The 16,333-nt window shown below is 52.9% G+C and carries 14 protein-coding genes; 6 read left to right on the top strand and 8 right to left on the bottom strand.

Going from position 1 to position 16,333, the window contains the following annotated elements:
• Window positions 1–78 precede the first annotated feature (78 nt).
• The 3 genes from CGL_RS15655 to CGL_RS07780 all read left to right on the top strand — a co-directional run bounded on the left by CGL_RS15655 (window position 79) and on the right by CGL_RS07780 (window position 4,550).
• The gene (locus tag CGL_RS15655; protein WP_011014445.1) at window positions 79–1,278 is read left to right on the top strand and encodes a sialidase family protein; all 1,200 of its coding nucleotides are present in this window, start codon (window positions 79–81) and stop codon (window positions 1,276–1,278) included.
• A gap of 96 nt (window positions 1,279–1,374) precedes the next feature.
• Window positions 1,375–2,853 (top strand): NEW3 domain-containing protein, encoded by a 1,479-nt coding sequence (locus CGL_RS15650; protein WP_011014444.1) that lies wholly within the window; start codon window positions 1,375–1,377, stop codon window positions 2,851–2,853.
• A gap of 65 nt (window positions 2,854–2,918) precedes the next feature.
• On the top strand, window positions 2,919–4,550 hold the full coding sequence (locus tag CGL_RS07780; protein WP_011014443.1) for an ABC-F family ATP-binding cassette domain-containing protein: 1,632 nt from the start codon (window positions 2,919–2,921) through the stop codon (window positions 4,548–4,550).
• A gap of 38 nt (window positions 4,551–4,588) precedes the next feature.
• Here CGL_RS07780 and CGL_RS07775 read toward each other — a convergent pair whose 3' ends face one another.
• The 3 genes from CGL_RS07775 to CGL_RS07765 form a co-directional block, all read right to left on the bottom strand.
• Complete coding sequence (locus CGL_RS07775; protein ID WP_231838290.1) at window positions 4,589–4,972, bottom strand: tyrosine-type recombinase/integrase; 384 nt, start codon at window positions 4,970–4,972, stop codon at window positions 4,589–4,591.
• A gap of 462 nt (window positions 4,973–5,434) precedes the next feature.
• The gene (locus tag CGL_RS15530; RefSeq protein ID WP_011014441.1) at window positions 5,435–5,677 is read right to left on the bottom strand and encodes an Ltp family lipoprotein; all 243 of its coding nucleotides are present in this window, start codon (window positions 5,675–5,677) and stop codon (window positions 5,435–5,437) included.
• A 1,470-nt stretch (window positions 5,678–7,147) separates the two neighbouring features.
• Window positions 7,148–8,512 carry an HIRAN domain-containing protein gene (locus CGL_RS07765; protein ID WP_003862296.1) on the bottom strand — a complete coding sequence of 455 codons (1,365 nt, stop codon included), beginning with the start codon at window positions 8,510–8,512 and terminating at the stop codon, window positions 7,148–7,150.
• A 348-nt stretch (window positions 8,513–8,860) separates the two neighbouring features.
• On the opposite strand from CGL_RS07765, the gene CGL_RS07760 reads away from it, so the two are divergent.
• Entirely contained in the window at window positions 8,861–9,352 is a 492-nt protein-coding gene (locus tag CGL_RS07760) for a DUF1990 domain-containing protein (protein ID WP_020948584.1), read from the top strand.
• Here the strand turns inward: CGL_RS07760 and CGL_RS07755 are convergent.
• The 3 genes from CGL_RS07755 to CGL_RS07745 form a co-directional block, all read right to left on the bottom strand.
• Window positions 9,349–12,027: a cation-transporting P-type ATPase gene (locus CGL_RS07755; protein ID WP_011014439.1), complete on the bottom strand. Its 2,679-nt coding sequence runs from the start codon at window positions 12,025–12,027 to the stop codon at window positions 9,349–9,351. The genes CGL_RS07760 and CGL_RS07755 overlap by 4 nt on opposite strands.
• Before the next feature lie 238 nt (window positions 12,028–12,265).
• Entirely contained in the window at window positions 12,266–13,654 is a 1,389-nt protein-coding gene (locus CGL_RS07750) for a PFL family protein (protein WP_003856096.1), read from the bottom strand.
• 9 nt (window positions 13,655–13,663) lie between these two features.
• Complete coding sequence (locus tag CGL_RS07745; RefSeq protein WP_003856097.1) at window positions 13,664–13,933, bottom strand: ACT domain-containing protein; 270 nt, start codon at window positions 13,931–13,933, stop codon at window positions 13,664–13,666.
• Between the two features lie 55 nt (window positions 13,934–13,988).
• On the opposite strand from CGL_RS07745, the gene CGL_RS07740 reads away from it, so the two are divergent.
• Complete coding sequence (locus tag CGL_RS07740; protein WP_011265761.1) at window positions 13,989–14,243, top strand: PLDc N-terminal domain-containing protein; 255 nt, start codon at window positions 13,989–13,991, stop codon at window positions 14,241–14,243.
• A 20-nt stretch (window positions 14,244–14,263) separates the two neighbouring features.
• Window positions 14,264–14,929, top strand: a complete 666-nt coding sequence (locus tag CGL_RS07735) for an NAD(P)-binding oxidoreductase (protein ID WP_020948582.1) — start codon at window positions 14,264–14,266, stop codon at window positions 14,927–14,929.
• On the opposite strand, the gene CGL_RS07730 is transcribed toward CGL_RS07735, so the two are convergent.
• Together CGL_RS07730 and acnR are read right to left on the bottom strand one after the other, a co-directional pair.
• Complete coding sequence (locus CGL_RS07730) at window positions 14,922–15,680, bottom strand: glutamine amidotransferase (RefSeq protein ID WP_011014437.1); 759 nt, start codon at window positions 15,678–15,680, stop codon at window positions 14,922–14,924. The genes CGL_RS07735 and CGL_RS07730 overlap by 8 nt on opposite strands.
• A gap of 48 nt (window positions 15,681–15,728) precedes the next feature.
• Window positions 15,729–16,295: a TetR/AcrR family transcriptional regulator AcnR gene (acnR, locus tag CGL_RS07725; RefSeq protein WP_003856101.1), complete on the bottom strand. Its 567-nt coding sequence runs from the start codon at window positions 16,293–16,295 to the stop codon at window positions 15,729–15,731.
• Window positions 16,296–16,333 lie beyond the last annotated feature (38 nt).

The following is a 16,333-nucleotide window of genomic DNA, read 5'->3' as shown; positions in this document are numbered from 1 at the left end:
GAAAATCCCGCACACAACCCGTCCTGGTGGGTGAAGTGGGGGAGGCATGTCTATGCCCCCAATTAGACATCTGACATCATGCTTCCAATCTGGATGGGTCTTCCATTCAAGAAAGCAGGTGCTTTGTCTCGGCGTAAAGCAGTATTCTCAGCGCTTGGTGCAGCCGCACTCATCGGCGCAGCACTACCCACCATCCCAACGGCCCAAGCTCAAACACCCACGGGCTACGGATTCGATGCAACAGCAAGCATCAGCGAAGAACCAGAGTTTTCAACACAACAACTCGCTGACGGCGGAACTCTCGGATTTGATTGCTACCGCATCCCATCGCTTGGCGTCGCACCCAACGGCAACGTCCTCGCATCGTGGGATGGTCGCCCAAACAACTGTTCAGATGCTCCACAACCCAACTCCATCGTGGGCAAGGTATCGACCGACAACGGAGCAACCTGGGGCGAACAGCACGACATTTCCGCAGGTATCACCGCCGAACCCAAAACTGGCTATTCCGATCCCAGCATCGTTGTGGACTGGGAGAGGGGCGATGTCTTTAACTTCCACGTGAAGTCATTCGATGCAGGATACTTCACCTCCCAACCAGGCACGGACCCGGATGATCGCAACGTTGCCCATGTTGCCTACGCCAAATCATCAGATAACGGCTCAACCTGGGTTGCAGACACCGTCATTACTGATCAAGTGGTTGCTGATGACACCTGGGACAGCCGATTTGCCACATCCGGAAACGGCATCCAACTGCAATACGGCGCGTACAAGGGACGATTGGTCCAGCCATCGGTAACTCGCATGACCAATGGTCGAGTCGCAGCAGTTGCCATGCTGAGTGATGATCACGGCGCAACGTGGTACCCCAGTGCTCCTTGGGGAAACTCCATGGATGAAAACAAAATCGTGGAACTCAGCGATGGAACCCTGATGAACAACAGTCGTTCATCAGGAGCCGATACTTACCGCAAGGTGTCTTATTCCACCGACGGCGGCGTCACTTGGACCGAGCCAACTCTTGATACCCAGCTGCCGGATCCTCGCAACAATGCTTCCCTGATTCGAGTATTCCCGACAGCACCTGAGGGAAGTGCGCAGGCAAAGGTTCTGCTGTTCTCCAACACTGCCACCACGAGTGGCCGCACCAATGGCACCGTCCGCATGTCGTGTGATGATGGTCAGACCTGGCCGGTGTCTAAGGTGTTTGAACCAGGAGCAATCCAATATACCTCGATGGCAACGCTTCCCAACGGTGACATCGGCATGCTGTGAGAAAACAGTGGCTCAAATATCGACATCTTCTACTCACAGTTCAACCTGTCGTGGCTGGAGGCCGGCTGCATTGGTGTCGACGCCGATGAAACGTCCGTGACTGCAGGTGAAACCACCACTATGAATGTCACGTTGACCAATCCTTTCGACAACGCAATTTTTGACCGAGCAGTCTCCCTTGAACGTCCCGAAGGATGGCAAGCTGAGGATGTTCGTGTGTCGATCCCATCTGGAGAATCTGTCACAATCCCAGTCCAGGTCACAGCACCGCTGGTAGCCGACAACGGTGAACTTCCAGTGGAGGTGTCCATTCTTGATGGAGCAGACCGCTACACGGGTCGTCTCAATCTCACTGTTCAGGGTGGGCAAGAACCTGCACCAACTTCAGTGAAGGTGAGCATTCCAAATCTCAAGGACACTTATGTAGCAGGGGAGAAGATCAGCATTAACTTTGCGGTCAACAACCCGTTTGACGTTACGGTTAATTCGGTGCCAAGCCTGGGGGAAGGCGAGAACTGGATGCCTGCAAACCTACGCGGATTTGATCCAGAGCAGGGTACTCCCAACTGTCGTTACAAGAATTTAGGCGCGAATAAGAGCTATGACTGCACCACAACTACCTATGAAGTCAGCGATTTGGATGTAGAACGCGGATACGTGGATATTCCAACGGTATGGACGTTTACTAACTCCGCAGGCGAAACGGTATGGTCCAAAAACGTTGATGTGCCTCGAGTTGAACTCAATGGAACACAGGATGCTGTCACTGATGCAATCGTAACGGTTGATCCCATCAACCCAGTTCATTCCAACGGCCAGAGCCAAACTGTTGAGGTCCAGGCTAATGTCACCTCAGAGGGAGATCTGCCAGCTGGATCTAAGGTGGCCTTTTATCTAGATTCATCGCCCATTGATACCGCAGCTGTTGATGCGGAAGGGCATGCCAGCATCTCGATTGATGTGGACAACATCGCAAGCGAGCAGCCTGAACGCACATTTGAGGTTCGCGCCCGACTCGTCGTTCCAGAAGATGCACCACGATCAATCGCGCGTGATGCCTTGGCACGTTTTACAGTCCTGTCTGAACAAGTGCAGCAGAACTCCTTGGTGATCATGAATCATCCAGATGTGTTTTCTGATGGACAAACAAAGACTATTGTCATCGCAGCGAAGGCGACAGCACACGATGGATCGCCGGTGGCTATCGGTACTCTCATTGCATTTCGCGTCAACGGTATTGAGCGGGACGTGGTTCCAACTAACGCGCAAGGAACAGCAAAGCTTCAGCTAGACCTCAAGCCAGTAAATACTGAAGACGAGGAATATGAAGTAACAGTTGAAGCCGAGCTGGATGAATTGACTGCTCAGACCACGTTCAAAGTACTTGCTGGTGAGGAAGAGGAACCCACCAGCACCGAAGAACAACCGTCAGAAACTGAGCAGCCTTCTGAACCTGAAGAGGAATCGACTGGTGTTGCTGGAAGCTCTAACGGTGGCAGTTTTGTCGCGCTTTTAGCGCTGCTGGCAGCGCTTGGTGGCATCGTCGGTGCAGTCCTCGGATTGCTTAAGTTGTAGGTGGCTGGGGGCGTCGAAAAGCAGCTTTATTGACCTGGCAACTTCAATTGATAGACTGTTAGGTTGTGATTGTCACCAATGATTTAGAGGTGCGCGTTGGCGCACGTACCCTTCTCGATGCCCCAGGTCAGCTCCTTCGGGTGCAGCCAGGCGACCGTATTGGTCTGGTTGGTAGAAATGGTGCGGGCAAAACCACCACCATGCGAATCCTCTCGGGCGAAACCAAGCCCTACGGAGGATCCGTAACCACATCTGGTGAAATCGGTTACCTGCCCCAGGACTCCCGCGAAGGCAACATCGAACAAACCGCCCGCGACCGAGTCCTCTCCGCCCGTGGTCTTGACCAGCTGCGATCCTCCATGGAACGCCAGCAGGAGATCATGGAAACCGCGACCGACCCCGGCAAGCTCGACGCCGCGATCCGCAAGTACTCCAGGCTCGAGGAACAATTCCAGTCGCTCGGCGGCTACGAAGCTGACGCCGAAGCAGCCCAGATCTGCGACAACCTCGGCCTCGAGGCACGCATCCTCGACCAGCAGCTTAAAACCCTGTCCGGCGGCCAGCGCCGCCGCGTCGAGTTGGCGCAGATCCTCTTCGCCGCCACCAACGGCTCCGGCAAATCAAAAACCACATTGCTTCTCGACGAGCCCACCAACCACTTGGACGCAGACTCGATCACCTGGCTCCGTGACTTCCTGGCGAAGCACGAAGGTGGACTGATCATGATTTCGCACGACGTCGAACTGCTTGGCGCCGTATGTAACAAGATTTGGTACCTCGACGCAGTACGCAGCGAAGCCGATGTCTACAACATGGGCTTTAGCAAATACGTCGATGCACGTGCACTCGATGAAGCACGCCGACGCCGTGAGCGCGCAAACGCCGAAAAGAAGGCCGGAGCCCTCAAGGACCAGGCTGCACGCCTCGGCGCGAAAGCAACCAAGGCTGCCGCAGCTAAGCAGATGATCGCCCGTGCGGAACGAATGATCGACAACCTCGACGAAATCCGCGTAGCTGACCGCGCCGCCAACATCGTTTTCCCAGAACCAGCACCCTGTGGAAAAACCCCACTCAACGCCAAGGGCCTGACCAAGATGTACGGCTCCCTCGAAGTCTTCGCCGGCGTCGACCTAGCCATCGACAAAGGCTCCCGCGTAGTCGTCCTCGGATTCAACGGTGCAGGTAAAACCACCCTGCTCAAACTCCTCGCCGGTGTGGAACGCACCGACGGCGAAGGCGGCATCGTCACCGGATACGGCCTCAAAATCGGCTACTTCGCCCAGGAACACGACACCATCGACCCCGACAAATCCGTCTGGCAAAACACCATCGAAGCCTGCGCCGACGCCGACCAACAAAGCCTCCGCAGCCTCCTCGGATCCTTCATGTTCTCCGGCGAACAACTCGACCAACCAGCAGGAACACTCTCCGGCGGTGAAAAAACCCGCCTCGCACTGGCCACCCTCGTGTCCTCCCGCGCAAACGTCCTGCTTCTCGACGAGCCCACCAACAACCTTGACCCGATCTCCCGCGAACAGGTCCTCGACGCACTGCGCACCTACACCGGCGCAGTCGTCCTGGTTACCCACGACCCGGGTGCAGTCAAGGCCCTTGAGCCAGAACGCGTCATCGTGCTTCCTGATGGCACCGAGGATCTTTGGAATGATCAGTACATGGAAATCGTGGAATTGGCGTAGGTTCTAAGGCTGTTTATGCTGGTCAAGACTGTTTCGTTTTAAACTCCTGCACTTAGCCGCCCGCAAGTTGCCCGCATGAATTTCATCATGCGGGCTATTTCAGCTGCTGGCTGATTGTTGAGGCCAGGGAAGAAGGGGACATAAGTGTCCAAGGTTGTCGATACCGTCGTATGCCCCAAATCTCTCTGAACCTGCTTCACCGAGACACCCGCTGAGATCAACCTCGACGCATACAGGTGGCGGAAACTGTGGAACGTCACGCACTCACGAAGGCGCGTCACTGTCTTCCTTAATTCACCGTCGGCAGAAGCAATTCGGTATGGAGCACCGCGAGCGGTTTCAAAGATCCCGCCCTGAATGGACGCCGCAACTCTGTGGTCAAGCACCGTGATGAGGTCATCGGCAATAGGGATAGTTCGCACAGATGTTGCAGTTTCGGGTGGCGTCCTTTCTCCGGCGGCCTGCAACTCGTTCATCGGAGATGAAGTGTGCATCACCCGTTTGTTATGTGGACCCTACTTTTACAGTGCTTCAGTATCGGTAATGTCAAACCGTTTGACCTGATGCAGATTGGCAGTTTTGAGATATTTGACTGGATTATCTTGGGCGTTGAGGTATTCTCCGCGATGGGTACTTCGGGTTTCTTCCTGGAGGAAGGTGGCTGCTTCTTTTTGAATCGAACGGTTCTGGATAGTTGTCTACCTCCGGGGTCTCGCAAGCATGCTTTGCACAATACTTTTCAACCATTTTTCGTAATTTTCCTGGGACTGTCGACGATTGTCGATACACTTTTCATGTGTCTAGGGAACTTATTTTTTGGATACTCTTTCCCCCTCTCCACCCATGGTCGCCAAACTGTTGGGTGGGGAGGGGATCTTTATGCCTTATAGGTTGTCGATCGCGTATTGTGCCTGCTCTGGGGTAAACCCTTCACCGTGTTCACTAGTAAGTTGCCTGTAAATGCGGTCTACTGACATTGCTTGGCGCTCCTGGTAATTTCTTGCTTTTACTAGGGCGTTAGCGTTCCAGTCTGCGTTCACATTTTCGATTGCGTATTGGGCAGCTTCTTCAGTGAAGCCCTCTCCAACATCACTGGTTAATTGGCGATAGAGTCGTGCCTGAGACATGTGTTGCCGGTTTGCATACCTGTCTGCCTTAGTCAGGGCGTTTTGCCATTCAATTGGAACTTTATCTGCTTCAGATTCCTCTGCTCCGATATCGTCTAGGAGAGTATGAACGTCTCCTGGGGGAGGTCGACCCAACCATCGCTGCCATACACTTTTTCAAGGTTTTTGCAATCTTGTACTGCCTCATCTTTTTCGCGTTCTCCAAACGCTGTAGACAGACGATGTTCAGCGGATGCACTTGGATTCTCAGCGGTATTCATAGAAAAGCTGTAATAGCCATAATTAGGGCTGCCACAGGCACCAACGCTGCCTTCTTCGAGGACAAAGGCACATCCCGCATTGATTTGATTTATTGATTTGCCAATATCGTCTAATGATTCCCACTCATCCGGTCACATAGGCTGAGCGATCATGGAACTCGACTTAGTGGATTGGGTGGTCTCTGTTTCCGTAGACATCGTTTCACCACTAGTGCTGCAAGCAGTGAGAGTGGCAGCAGTCAGAATCATGAGCGCAAACGGATGCAGAGGTTTAAGGGATATATAATTCATATAAGAACTCCGAGTATCAGGTCAGGGGGCTGGTATGTAGGACACGTTAGATTTTTGAGAATGTCGGGTGTGTTCCCCATACATGAGCCATGTGGAGTCGCAGAGACTCTACCTTCATCTTCGCTGATTGAAGTCTGTGAATACTTTAATCCGCTCGAATCTTGCAACGGGTGCCCCCGTGAGGCTTCCTACCAGGTCACAACGGCAAAAGAATCAGTGATGGTGCCGTTCTTTGTGTACACAGTGCAGAAGTATGCAGCGTCTTTCAATACTTCAGGGGATATTTCAAATCGGAAGGATCCGCTATCTGTGTAGATCTCAGCGGAATCTGGCTCACCTAGGTCGACTGGAGTTGGGAAATCGTAATTTCCTGATACGGGAAGCTCTGCGTGGATTGACTTGGTTTACAGGAGCCAACCTTACGAGCTTGTTAAGGAGTTCTTCTTTTCTATTGGGTTCAAAAGATCTGATAATTGAAGAGACTGTAACTCCACTTGTCGGAGCTGGCGAATCAACCTCGGAATCGGTTGCTGAGCAGCTAGTTGCAAAGATAAATGTAGTCCCAACGACAGAGATAAGGCGTTTCATTTGATTCATCAGGACTGCTGTCTACAGCTCTAGGGAAATTAGTCAGAATGTCCGGAATATTTGTGACGCTTGCATGCTTGAGTGGTCAACCACCCTGGGAAGAAATCCAACGATGTAAATGGCGTTATGAAAATTGTGGCGCTAGCTTCGGTTCTAAGGATGGTTCCACAGATCAAGGCTGTTTTATCCAGTATTGATCTGTGGTGGCAATGGAAAACCTTCAGAATTCTCGCATTTGACTATCCCGCCTTTGATAGTGATTTGCCGCCATCAGGCTTGATCTTTTGGTGCCCAGGTGTTTTGCTGCATCAGCGATATTTGATGAGAATATCTATTTTGATCTACCGAATGGTGGGTTAAGTTTTCGGCGAGTCCAAAAGTGATGACCAAGTACGATCAATCCGATAAGTGGGAAGATCGGACCAATTCCTGGAATAAAGTTCAGCAACATGACGAGAAGGGTGACTATCGCCATGAGCGCCCACCACAAAGGCCAAGAAGTCCTGCCGTCTTTATAAAGCTTGTCGGTCGGCTCTCCGAAAGTTCGGAGAATTGCATCACATTGCCCCACCGTTGCAAAGTCAATTCTTGGAGATTTTTGATTCGAAAAATGCTTGCCAATTAACCCGCGGGTTACTCCTCTTTGGAATGGCGTAGCTCTTGGAGTTCCGTCCGGTTGAAGCAATGAATCCCAATCAATAAATCGATCACTAGGCTGAGGCGCAGGTGTCTGCGCTACAAACGGTGTGAGTGATTTACTAGGTTGCGATGGCCCGCGATACGCTGCGAAAGGTGATGAAGAAGACTTTTGCGACTTAGGAGCACGTTGATTCTGCTCGCCGGGCCACCTGTTGGGGACTTGATAATTAAACGGATTTGACTGGTATTCAACCAACCTGGGCAATGGGGAAGAGCTTTTAGGTTCTAAGTCTTCTTCGGAAAGCTCATGTGCACGAGCTCCATATAGAGTTACTTCAGCAGCTAGTGATGACCCCTTGATGAGCGCACGACATAGTGTACTAAGTCCTAGGTCATCGAAATGTCGCACTACGGGTGCGAATTTTTCTGAACTGGCCTTTGTAAGCTCTCCGATCCGTTGATTATCGAGCCGAACTTCAATGCCATCCCATTCTTTTCTCACGCCTGCGTTAATGATGTGTAGCGATACGAGAATCTGACCTTGTCCAGATGGAGGCACGAATTCTGAGAGCACGTCCATGTGATCAGATTCCTTGGTGACTTGGATTGCTGTTCCATAAGGGAGGAGGGTAAACCCGTCATGGGGAGGATCATTAAGAGGAACAAGGAAATCTGGATCGGGGAGCTTAACAGATACCCAAAAATCTCGTTCATTCTTATAGTTTGTATTCGTCCAAATCCGAGCAGAGACTCGAGCATCGTAGCCACTAGCTGCAACTCGTCGCACTTGTTGGAATTTTTCAGTCATATCCGAGGCAATATGTCCTATTACGAGATCATTCCAGCGGACTGAAATGGCATGGCCTCGAGTGCTATGCGGATTATCTGGTTCTGGAACAAGAGTTACGTCTACAAAGAACTCTTCGTTGTCTTTTGCCCCAGAATTTCTAAATAAAGTATTTAGCGTGTCAGGGTAGAAGTAAGTTCCTTTGATCTCAACGTAGGAGCCCTTGCTGAAAGACCCTAATTCATAAGTAGGAATGGATGCGGTAAACATTGGACTTTACTTTCAATTGGTGGGTATGAAGTCGTGATGGCTGGCGTGACAAAATAATGAAATTAGACGAGAACCAAAAATCAGAGCAAATATCATTGAATTTGGTCTGTCGATTTTTTAGTGATGTAGCTACAACATCAAACAGCTCCTAGTCCTCGACTACTCAAAAGCGTAATCGTGGAACGTTGATCTCTTTACAGGCCAAAATTAGTCTAATGGACGGTGAAGTATCATTTATGATAGTTGGGGGAATTTATAAGGATTTGTGATGATTGCCTCTAAAACCATCGCCGTATATTGGGCTGGTAAACCCTCATAGATCTCACTTGAATATGGCACCCTTGAAAAGTGAAAACATCCCCTTTGAGCTACCCCGAGTCCCTGCACGGTACATCCGAAGACCTTTTAATCGGAAACGCTAAAGCATCAAAAGGTTGGCAGATCACTGATCGCAAACTAGTGCTTGGTTACGGGGAAGAGTGCTTTCAAAATGCCGTCCAACAGTTGTTCTCTTGGGAGGCTCATCAACACGCGGGGATCACAGTGACTGAATCCGACTCAATCGTGGAGCTCAAGTTCTGGAGTATTCGCTCGTATTGCAGAGTCCTCAAGTCCCATCAAGGATCGCGCCGGGCTATCCTTATTTACGGCACGCTCGAGAAGCATGTGGAGCGTGGGGAAGAGGCTTTTGAAATCACGATGGCTGACAATGACCAGGTCACTGCTCATATTGTGGCGTTCTCAAAGCCTGCGAAGTGGTGGGCGAAGCTGGCTAATCCTGTGGTGAGGTTGGTGCAGCTGAGGATCACCGACAAGTATCTTGAGGGGCTGAAACCTTAAGACGCTTTAAGGCGCCTGATGAATTTCTCGGTTTCAACGACCGCAAAGACAACAACACCAAACACCAGTGGCATGACCCAATCTCTAAGCGTCAGTGCGGCGGTGTCGAAGGTGCTTTGCATGAACGGCAGGTAGACAAAGGCCAGTTGCAGGATCAGCATGAGTGCGATGCACAGCCAGGAAATCGGGTTGGTGGTGAAGAGTTCTTTTCGCAGCGCGGATACTTCGAAGTATCGGGAGCTTAAAAGGTAGAACACTTGGCTGACTGCAAGGGTGGTGACCGCGATGGTGCGGGCGGTGTCGATGTCGATTCCTGCGTCGCGGGCGCCAAGGAAAGCCCAGAACGTTGCTCCGCCGAGCAGCAGGGAGACATAGACGATGCGAAGCACGGAGGGGGCGTCGATAAGCCCGCTCTTGGGGTTTCTGGGTTTTCTGTTCATGATGCCGGGCTCGGCCGGCTCGAAGGACAGCGCCAGGGACAGTGTGATGGCGGTGATGAGGTTGATCCACAGCACTTGAAGTGCGGTGATGGGCAGTTCCCAGCCGAGCAGCATCGCGATGAAAATGACGAGGCCTTGGGCGCCGTTGGTGGGGAGCATGAAGACGACGGCTTTGCGCAGGTTGTCGTAGATGGTGCGACCCATTTCTACGGCGCCGGCGATTGTGGCGAAATTGTCGTCGGCAAGCACGATGTCGGCCGCGTCTTTGGTGGCTTCGGTGCCCTTAATGCCCATGGCGACGCCGACGTCGGCTTGTTTTAGCGCTGGCGCATCGTTGACGCCGTCGCCGGTCATGGACGCGACTTCGCCGTTAGCTTGCAGTGCGCGCACGACGCGCAGCTTGTGCTCGGGGCTGGTGCGCACAAAAAGATCAGCATTATCGACGAGTCCCTGCAGCTCCTCATCCGTAGCCGCAGTAATTTCCGCACCGGTGAGCACGTTCTGGCCGCGGATTCCCACTTCGCGGGCGATTGCGCGGGCCGTGGAGGAGTGATCGCCGGTGATCATGCGGACGCGAACGCCTGCCGATTGCACCACTTTCATGGCTTCGATGACTTCTTCGCGTGGCGGATCCATGATGCCGTAGAGCCCGAGGAAGGTGAGTTCGCCCTGGTCAACATCTTCTGGAGTAATTGTTGACGTGCTGTGGGGAAGCTCTTTATATGCCGCAGCCAGCACGCGGAGGCCTTGGGACGCGAGGTCCTCGATGAGCTGTTCCCAATACGGCCGGTCAAGTGGTTCACCGTTGCGCTGCTGTGCACTTCTATCCAATAAACGATCGGGAGCGCCCTTGACCAGCATGGTGTTTGCTCCATCGATGGTGTGAAGCGTCGCCATGTATTTGTATGCGGAATCGAAGGGGACTTCGGCTGTTCGGGTCAAGATTTCAGCGTTGGTTTTCATTGCAAAGGCACGAATACCGCCGTCGGTGGGTTCGCCGGAAAGCCTCCACATGCCGTCTTCTTGGTAAATTTCGGCGTCGTTGACGTTCGCTGCGACCAACGCCATGGCGTAGAGATCTGGGAAATCCTGCTTGGATACTTGCTCGCCGTCTTTTAAGCGGATTTCCCCGAGAGGTTCGTAGCCTGCTCCACTGACGTCATAAAGACTCGTACCGGTGGCGATTGCGCGGACTGTCATCTCATTGCGGGTGAGTGTGCCGGTTTTATCCGTGCAGATGGTGGTGACAGAGCCAAGTGTTTCCACGGAATTCAACCGGCGCGTAATCGCATTTCGAGCTGCCATCTTTTGCACACCCAATGCCAGCGTGATGGCGATAACCGCAGGTAGACCCTCCGGAATGGCAGCCACCGCAAAGCCGATGGCGGAAAGAATGAGCTCTTCCAAAGGTGTGTGGTGGACTAGACCGGCAACCACCAGCATGAGGATCGCTAGGAATACACACACGATTGCTAACGCCGATGAGAACTTTTTCATCGACCGAGTCAATGGGGTATCCACGGAGTCGACGTCGGCAAGCATGGTGGTGATGTGCCCGATTTCTGTGCCTGCACCGGTGGCGGTGACCACGCCGGTGCCGCTGCCTGTGAGCACCAGCGTTCCTGAAAACGCCATGGATGTGCGGTCGCCGATTCCGGCGTCGGCCTCAACTGGATCAGTACCTTTGACCACTGCTTCCGCCTCGCCGGTGAGCGCGGATTCCTCAATGTGCAGATTGGTGGCGGCGAGCATGCGCAGGTCAGCGGGCACTTTATCGCCGGCGGATAGTTTCACAACGTCACCGACCACCAGCTCTGCCGCATCAATTTTGTGGAAGACCCCATCGCGCAACGCCGCGGATTCCGGGGAGAGCATGTTGCGGATCGATGCCAACGCATCCGCAGCTTTGCCCTCTTGGATGAACCCAACCATCATGTTGATGATGACAACGGCGCCGATCACGATGGTGTCTGTCCAATGCCCAAGAAACGCCGTGAGTACCGCGGCGGCAATGAGAACGTAGATCATTGGATCGTTGACCTGGCGGAATAGCCGTTGCCAGACTGTTTCAGGTGGAGTTTGAGGAAGCTCGTTTGGCCCGTTTGCTTCCAAACGCTGTGTTGCCTCCGCGGAGGTCAATCCGGTGTCCTGGACCCCGAGATTTTCTAACACCTCATCAGAGGAAAGCGCGTGGGCGGGTTTTGATGTGACGGCAGCGGGGAGAGGGGACGACACCTAAAACAGACCTTTCACATGATTGGCCGCGTGCCCGCCCAGATCACGTCAAGACATCAATTAAAGACCTGGACGAGGGACCATTCCGCGGCGAAAGCCCTCCACCTTCAACGCGGAGGAGATGCTTCAACTTTTATAAGTCCATGATACGCCTCAGCAGATCTGCTCACCCCACGATGAGGTGAACAGCTCTTTAACCTTTGAATTTGGAAAATGGCAGGTAAAGGCCCCGGATCTCCTAGTTTCTAAACCCGTGAACGGGTGCTGGAATGAAGCCGCCGCGGTGAATAAACTCACTATTTCCCACGGTATTTACTGGAATGACCGGCGCGTAACCCAGCAAGCCACCGAAATCTACCTCATCGCCAGGGACAGTTCCTGGAACAGGAATAACACGCACAGCTGTAGTCTTATGATTCATCACACCGATGGCTGCTTCGTCCGCGATCATGCCCGAAATAGTTTCCGCCGGGGTGTCGCCAGGGATCGCAATCATATCCAAACCAACTGAGCAGATCGCGGTCATCGCTTCGAGCTTGTCAATAGAAATTGCTCCTGTGCGAACCGCATCGATCATGCCTTTATCTTCAGAAACTGGAATGAAGGATCCGGACAAGCCGCCGACACGTGAGCAGGCCATCATGCCACCCTTTTTCACCGCGTCGTTGAGCAGTGCGAGTGCCGCGGTGGTGCCATGTGTGCCCACCTGGTCAAGACCCATGACCTCAAGGATATTTGCCACGGAATCGCCCACTTCAGCAGTGGGAGCGAGCGAAAGATCAACGATGCCGAAAGGAACTCCTAGGCGTTCTGAGGCCATCGCACCAACCAGTTGTCCAGTACGAGTGATCTTGAAGGCCGCTTTCTTGATCTCTTCTGCGACTTGATCAAGGGTGGCACCTTGAAGATTGCCCAGCGCGCGACTAACCACGCCTGGTCCTGAGACACCAACGCTGACCACACAATCCGGCTCCTCAATGCCGTGGAAAGCGCCAGCCATGAATGGATTATCGCCCACAGAATTGGCAAAGACCACTAGCTTTGCACATGCGATGGCGGAGCGATCTTTGGTCAATTCAGCTGCTTGCTTGACCACCTTGCCCATCTCATTGACTGCGTTCATGTTGATACCCGCGCGAGACGACGCCACATTGACGGATCCACACACCACATCGGTTGTGCTCAATGCCTCGGGAATGGAGCGGATCAGCCGAATATCGGAGGTGGTTCCACCTTTTTCAACCAGTGCTGAATACCCGCCGATGAAGTTCACTCCGACATCTTTTGCTGCCTTATCTAAGGCTCGAGCAACGTCAACGGGATCGCCACTGCAACCAGCAGTCACCAGGGCAATTGGAGTCACCGAGATGCGCTTATTCACAATGGGAATGCCCAATTCACGCTCAATGCCTTCACAAACCTCAACCAGACGTGCAGCCTGTGACGTCACGCGATCATAAACAGCCGTCGCGGTCTCTTCCATCGAGCCACGCGCGCATTCCAACAGGCTGATTCCCATGGTCACGGTGCGAATATCAAGACGATACTTCTCAATCATCTCGATGGTGTCCAGAATTCCCCTCGAGGAACGGTCAGTAAAACCTAGCGATGCAGAAAAATCATCCATGTGCACCCCCTAGATCTCATTAACCGCGTTGAACAAGGCTTCAGACTGGATACGAATAACCAAGCCCTGTTCCTTTTCCACTGGCTTCATGCGTTCCTGAACTGTGGCGATATCCAAGACCGATTCATCGAAACCAACGTGCAAGATCATGGTGAACCATTGATCCATGATGGTTTGGGAAACGTTGTGAATATTGACATCTAGCTCAGCCAACGCGGTGGAAACTGCGGCGATAATTCCGGTGTGGTCCTGCCCTGTGACAGTCATGATTGCAAACATGGGTTCATGCTACAACGAGCGGTGGACACGACACTTTGGGTCTATCATTTGGGGTATGCCAACTCTATTTAATCGCTCGTCCAAGACATATAAATCATTGCACGCTGATTGGTTGGATTTGCCCACTGAACTGCGTTTTCCAGTCATTGCTGTCGCGGTCGCAGAATTTGCCACCAAAGTGTCCGTGTGGGTGTCGCTGAGTCGGCGCGCACCTGAAAAAGTCCGCGGCCCCAAATGGGTATGGGCGCTTTTGACCATCGTCAATGGTGTTGGCCCCGCTGCCTACTGGGCTTTCGGCAGGAAAAACTAAGAGTTGTTAGGGTGGCGCTCATGACTAATAAAACACGAGCTCTACTCATTGGTGGCCACGGCAAGGTGGCCCTCCTAGCAACCCCCATGCTTATCGACGCCTCGGTGCAGGTCACTTCCATGTACCGCAATCCGGACCACAGGTCCGAAATTGAGGCGCTGGGCGCCACAACTTTAGAGCGTGACGTCACCACACTCAGCGTGGAGGATTGGGCAGATCTGCTCAAGGACTTCGACGTAGTGGTGTGGAGCGCCGGAAACGGTGGCAAGAACGGCGCGGATGCAACTTATGCCATTGATCGTGATGCCGCGATCGCATCCATTGATGGTGCAGCTAGCCTAGGGGAGAAGGCACCTCGCTACATCATGGTGAGCTACATTGGATCCTCCACGCACACCATTGATCCTTCAGCATCCTTCTACCCATATGCAGAATCCAAAAAGGCCGCTGATGAGCACCTAAGCTCCACCAACCTGGATTACCTTATCCTCGCACCAGCAGCCTTAACTCTGGATGAAGTCAATGGCGTTGAGGTGATCGCCGATACCAACGAAGCAGCCGCAGGCCGCACCACATCAAGAGTCCTCGTTGCGGAAGTTATCACCGAGTTCGTGGTTCGCGACTTCCCACAAACCCGTGTGCTGCCTTTCGTGGATGGCGAATCACCAGTCTCCTCGATTAGTTAAGCTCTGGGAGTTGGTGCTCAGCACCATCAGCAACACGAATTCCTTCGCAGACCTCCACGAAGTTGCGGAGCACCCTGTTGGCATAAATGGAGTCAACAGAGGGTAGCTCTGCAATGATGCGGTCATAATCTTCTGGGGAGAAGTAGCCGTAGTTGGAGTAAAAATCCATGCGGTTTTTCATGCCTACGGCATCCATATCCGCATGGAATTGAACTGACCAGGTGTTCTTGTTGGCGCGCAGCATCTGGATGGGGCAGGTTGGTCCCGTTGCCAACACCACGTGTCCAGGGGCGGGCGCTACGGAGTTTTCCGTGTGACCAGTAAAGGACGTAAAGCTATCCGGTAGGTCTTGAGTGAGTACGTCTCGTTTGCCGGCGTCAGTTAGCAACACTGTGGTGGCGCCGGAATCTTCGGGGTGTGTGCGACCAATCTGTCCGCCAGAGAAGAAGGTCAAAAAGGTATTGCCGTAGCAGACAAAGATTGTTGGCAGTGGGTGATTGATCAGCAAGGACAATTCGCGGTGGACGTGGCGTTGCCAATCGCTGTACTCAAAGTTGGTGGCATTCAGTGGGCTTCCGCCCACAATCACGCCGTCGAAACCTTCCAGACTGCCAATTCGAGAAGTGGTGGTATCCAACATTCGGGAGGTCAGTTCTTGAGGCTTAAGACCGGTGGCCTGCAAAAAGTCACGTCGCTCAGCTGCGGCGACTGCTTCTCCCTGACGGGGCTGAATTAAAAGAACTGAAACCATACCGCTTAGTCTAGTTCTTGTAGTCTGAAAGTGTGAATCAGGGGTCGTTTAGTCGCGTTTACGGACAGTTCCCTCGACCAGATCCAATACTTCGGACAGTCCTTCTGTGGATGCGCCGGTAGCAAGACGGGAGATGAAACCGTCGAGAACAGTCTCTAAGAAGGTGTGCAGCACTTCGATCGGGACGTCAGTGCGCATTTGTCCCTTATCCACGTTGCGGGACAAACGCACGCGGACAGCTTCGTCTAGAACACTTTGGTGATCAATCCATTTTGCGCGGAATACCGGGTCGGTGCGCAGCTGCTTGGAGATCTCCAGGCGTACTGACATCCAGTCATATCGTTCAGGATCTTCCAGCATTCCTCGCATCACTTCAACGAGGCCATTTTCAGACACCACCTCCGCCATGCGGGCTGCATCTTCCCGCGCGAGGGCTAGGAACAGGTTTTCTTTGTCACCGAAGTGATGAAAGATCGCTCCGCGTGATTTACCTGTTGCTTCTTCCAGTCGGCGTACGGTTGCGCCTTCATAGCCGTGCTCAGCGAAGCACCGTCGGGCACCTTCGAGGATTTCTTGACGGCTATTTGTTGGTTTGTCGCCTGCCGCTACGGACACAATGTACTCCTATGGAAAATAGCGGTGAAAACACGCAT

It is taken from the genome of Corynebacterium glutamicum ATCC 13032 (assembly GCF_000011325.1).
Lineage (GTDB): Bacteria > Actinomycetota > Actinomycetes > Mycobacteriales > Mycobacteriaceae > Corynebacterium > Corynebacterium glutamicum.
Note: the sequence above shows the minus strand (reverse complement) of the source record. Positions and strands in the feature narration are given on the sequence as shown.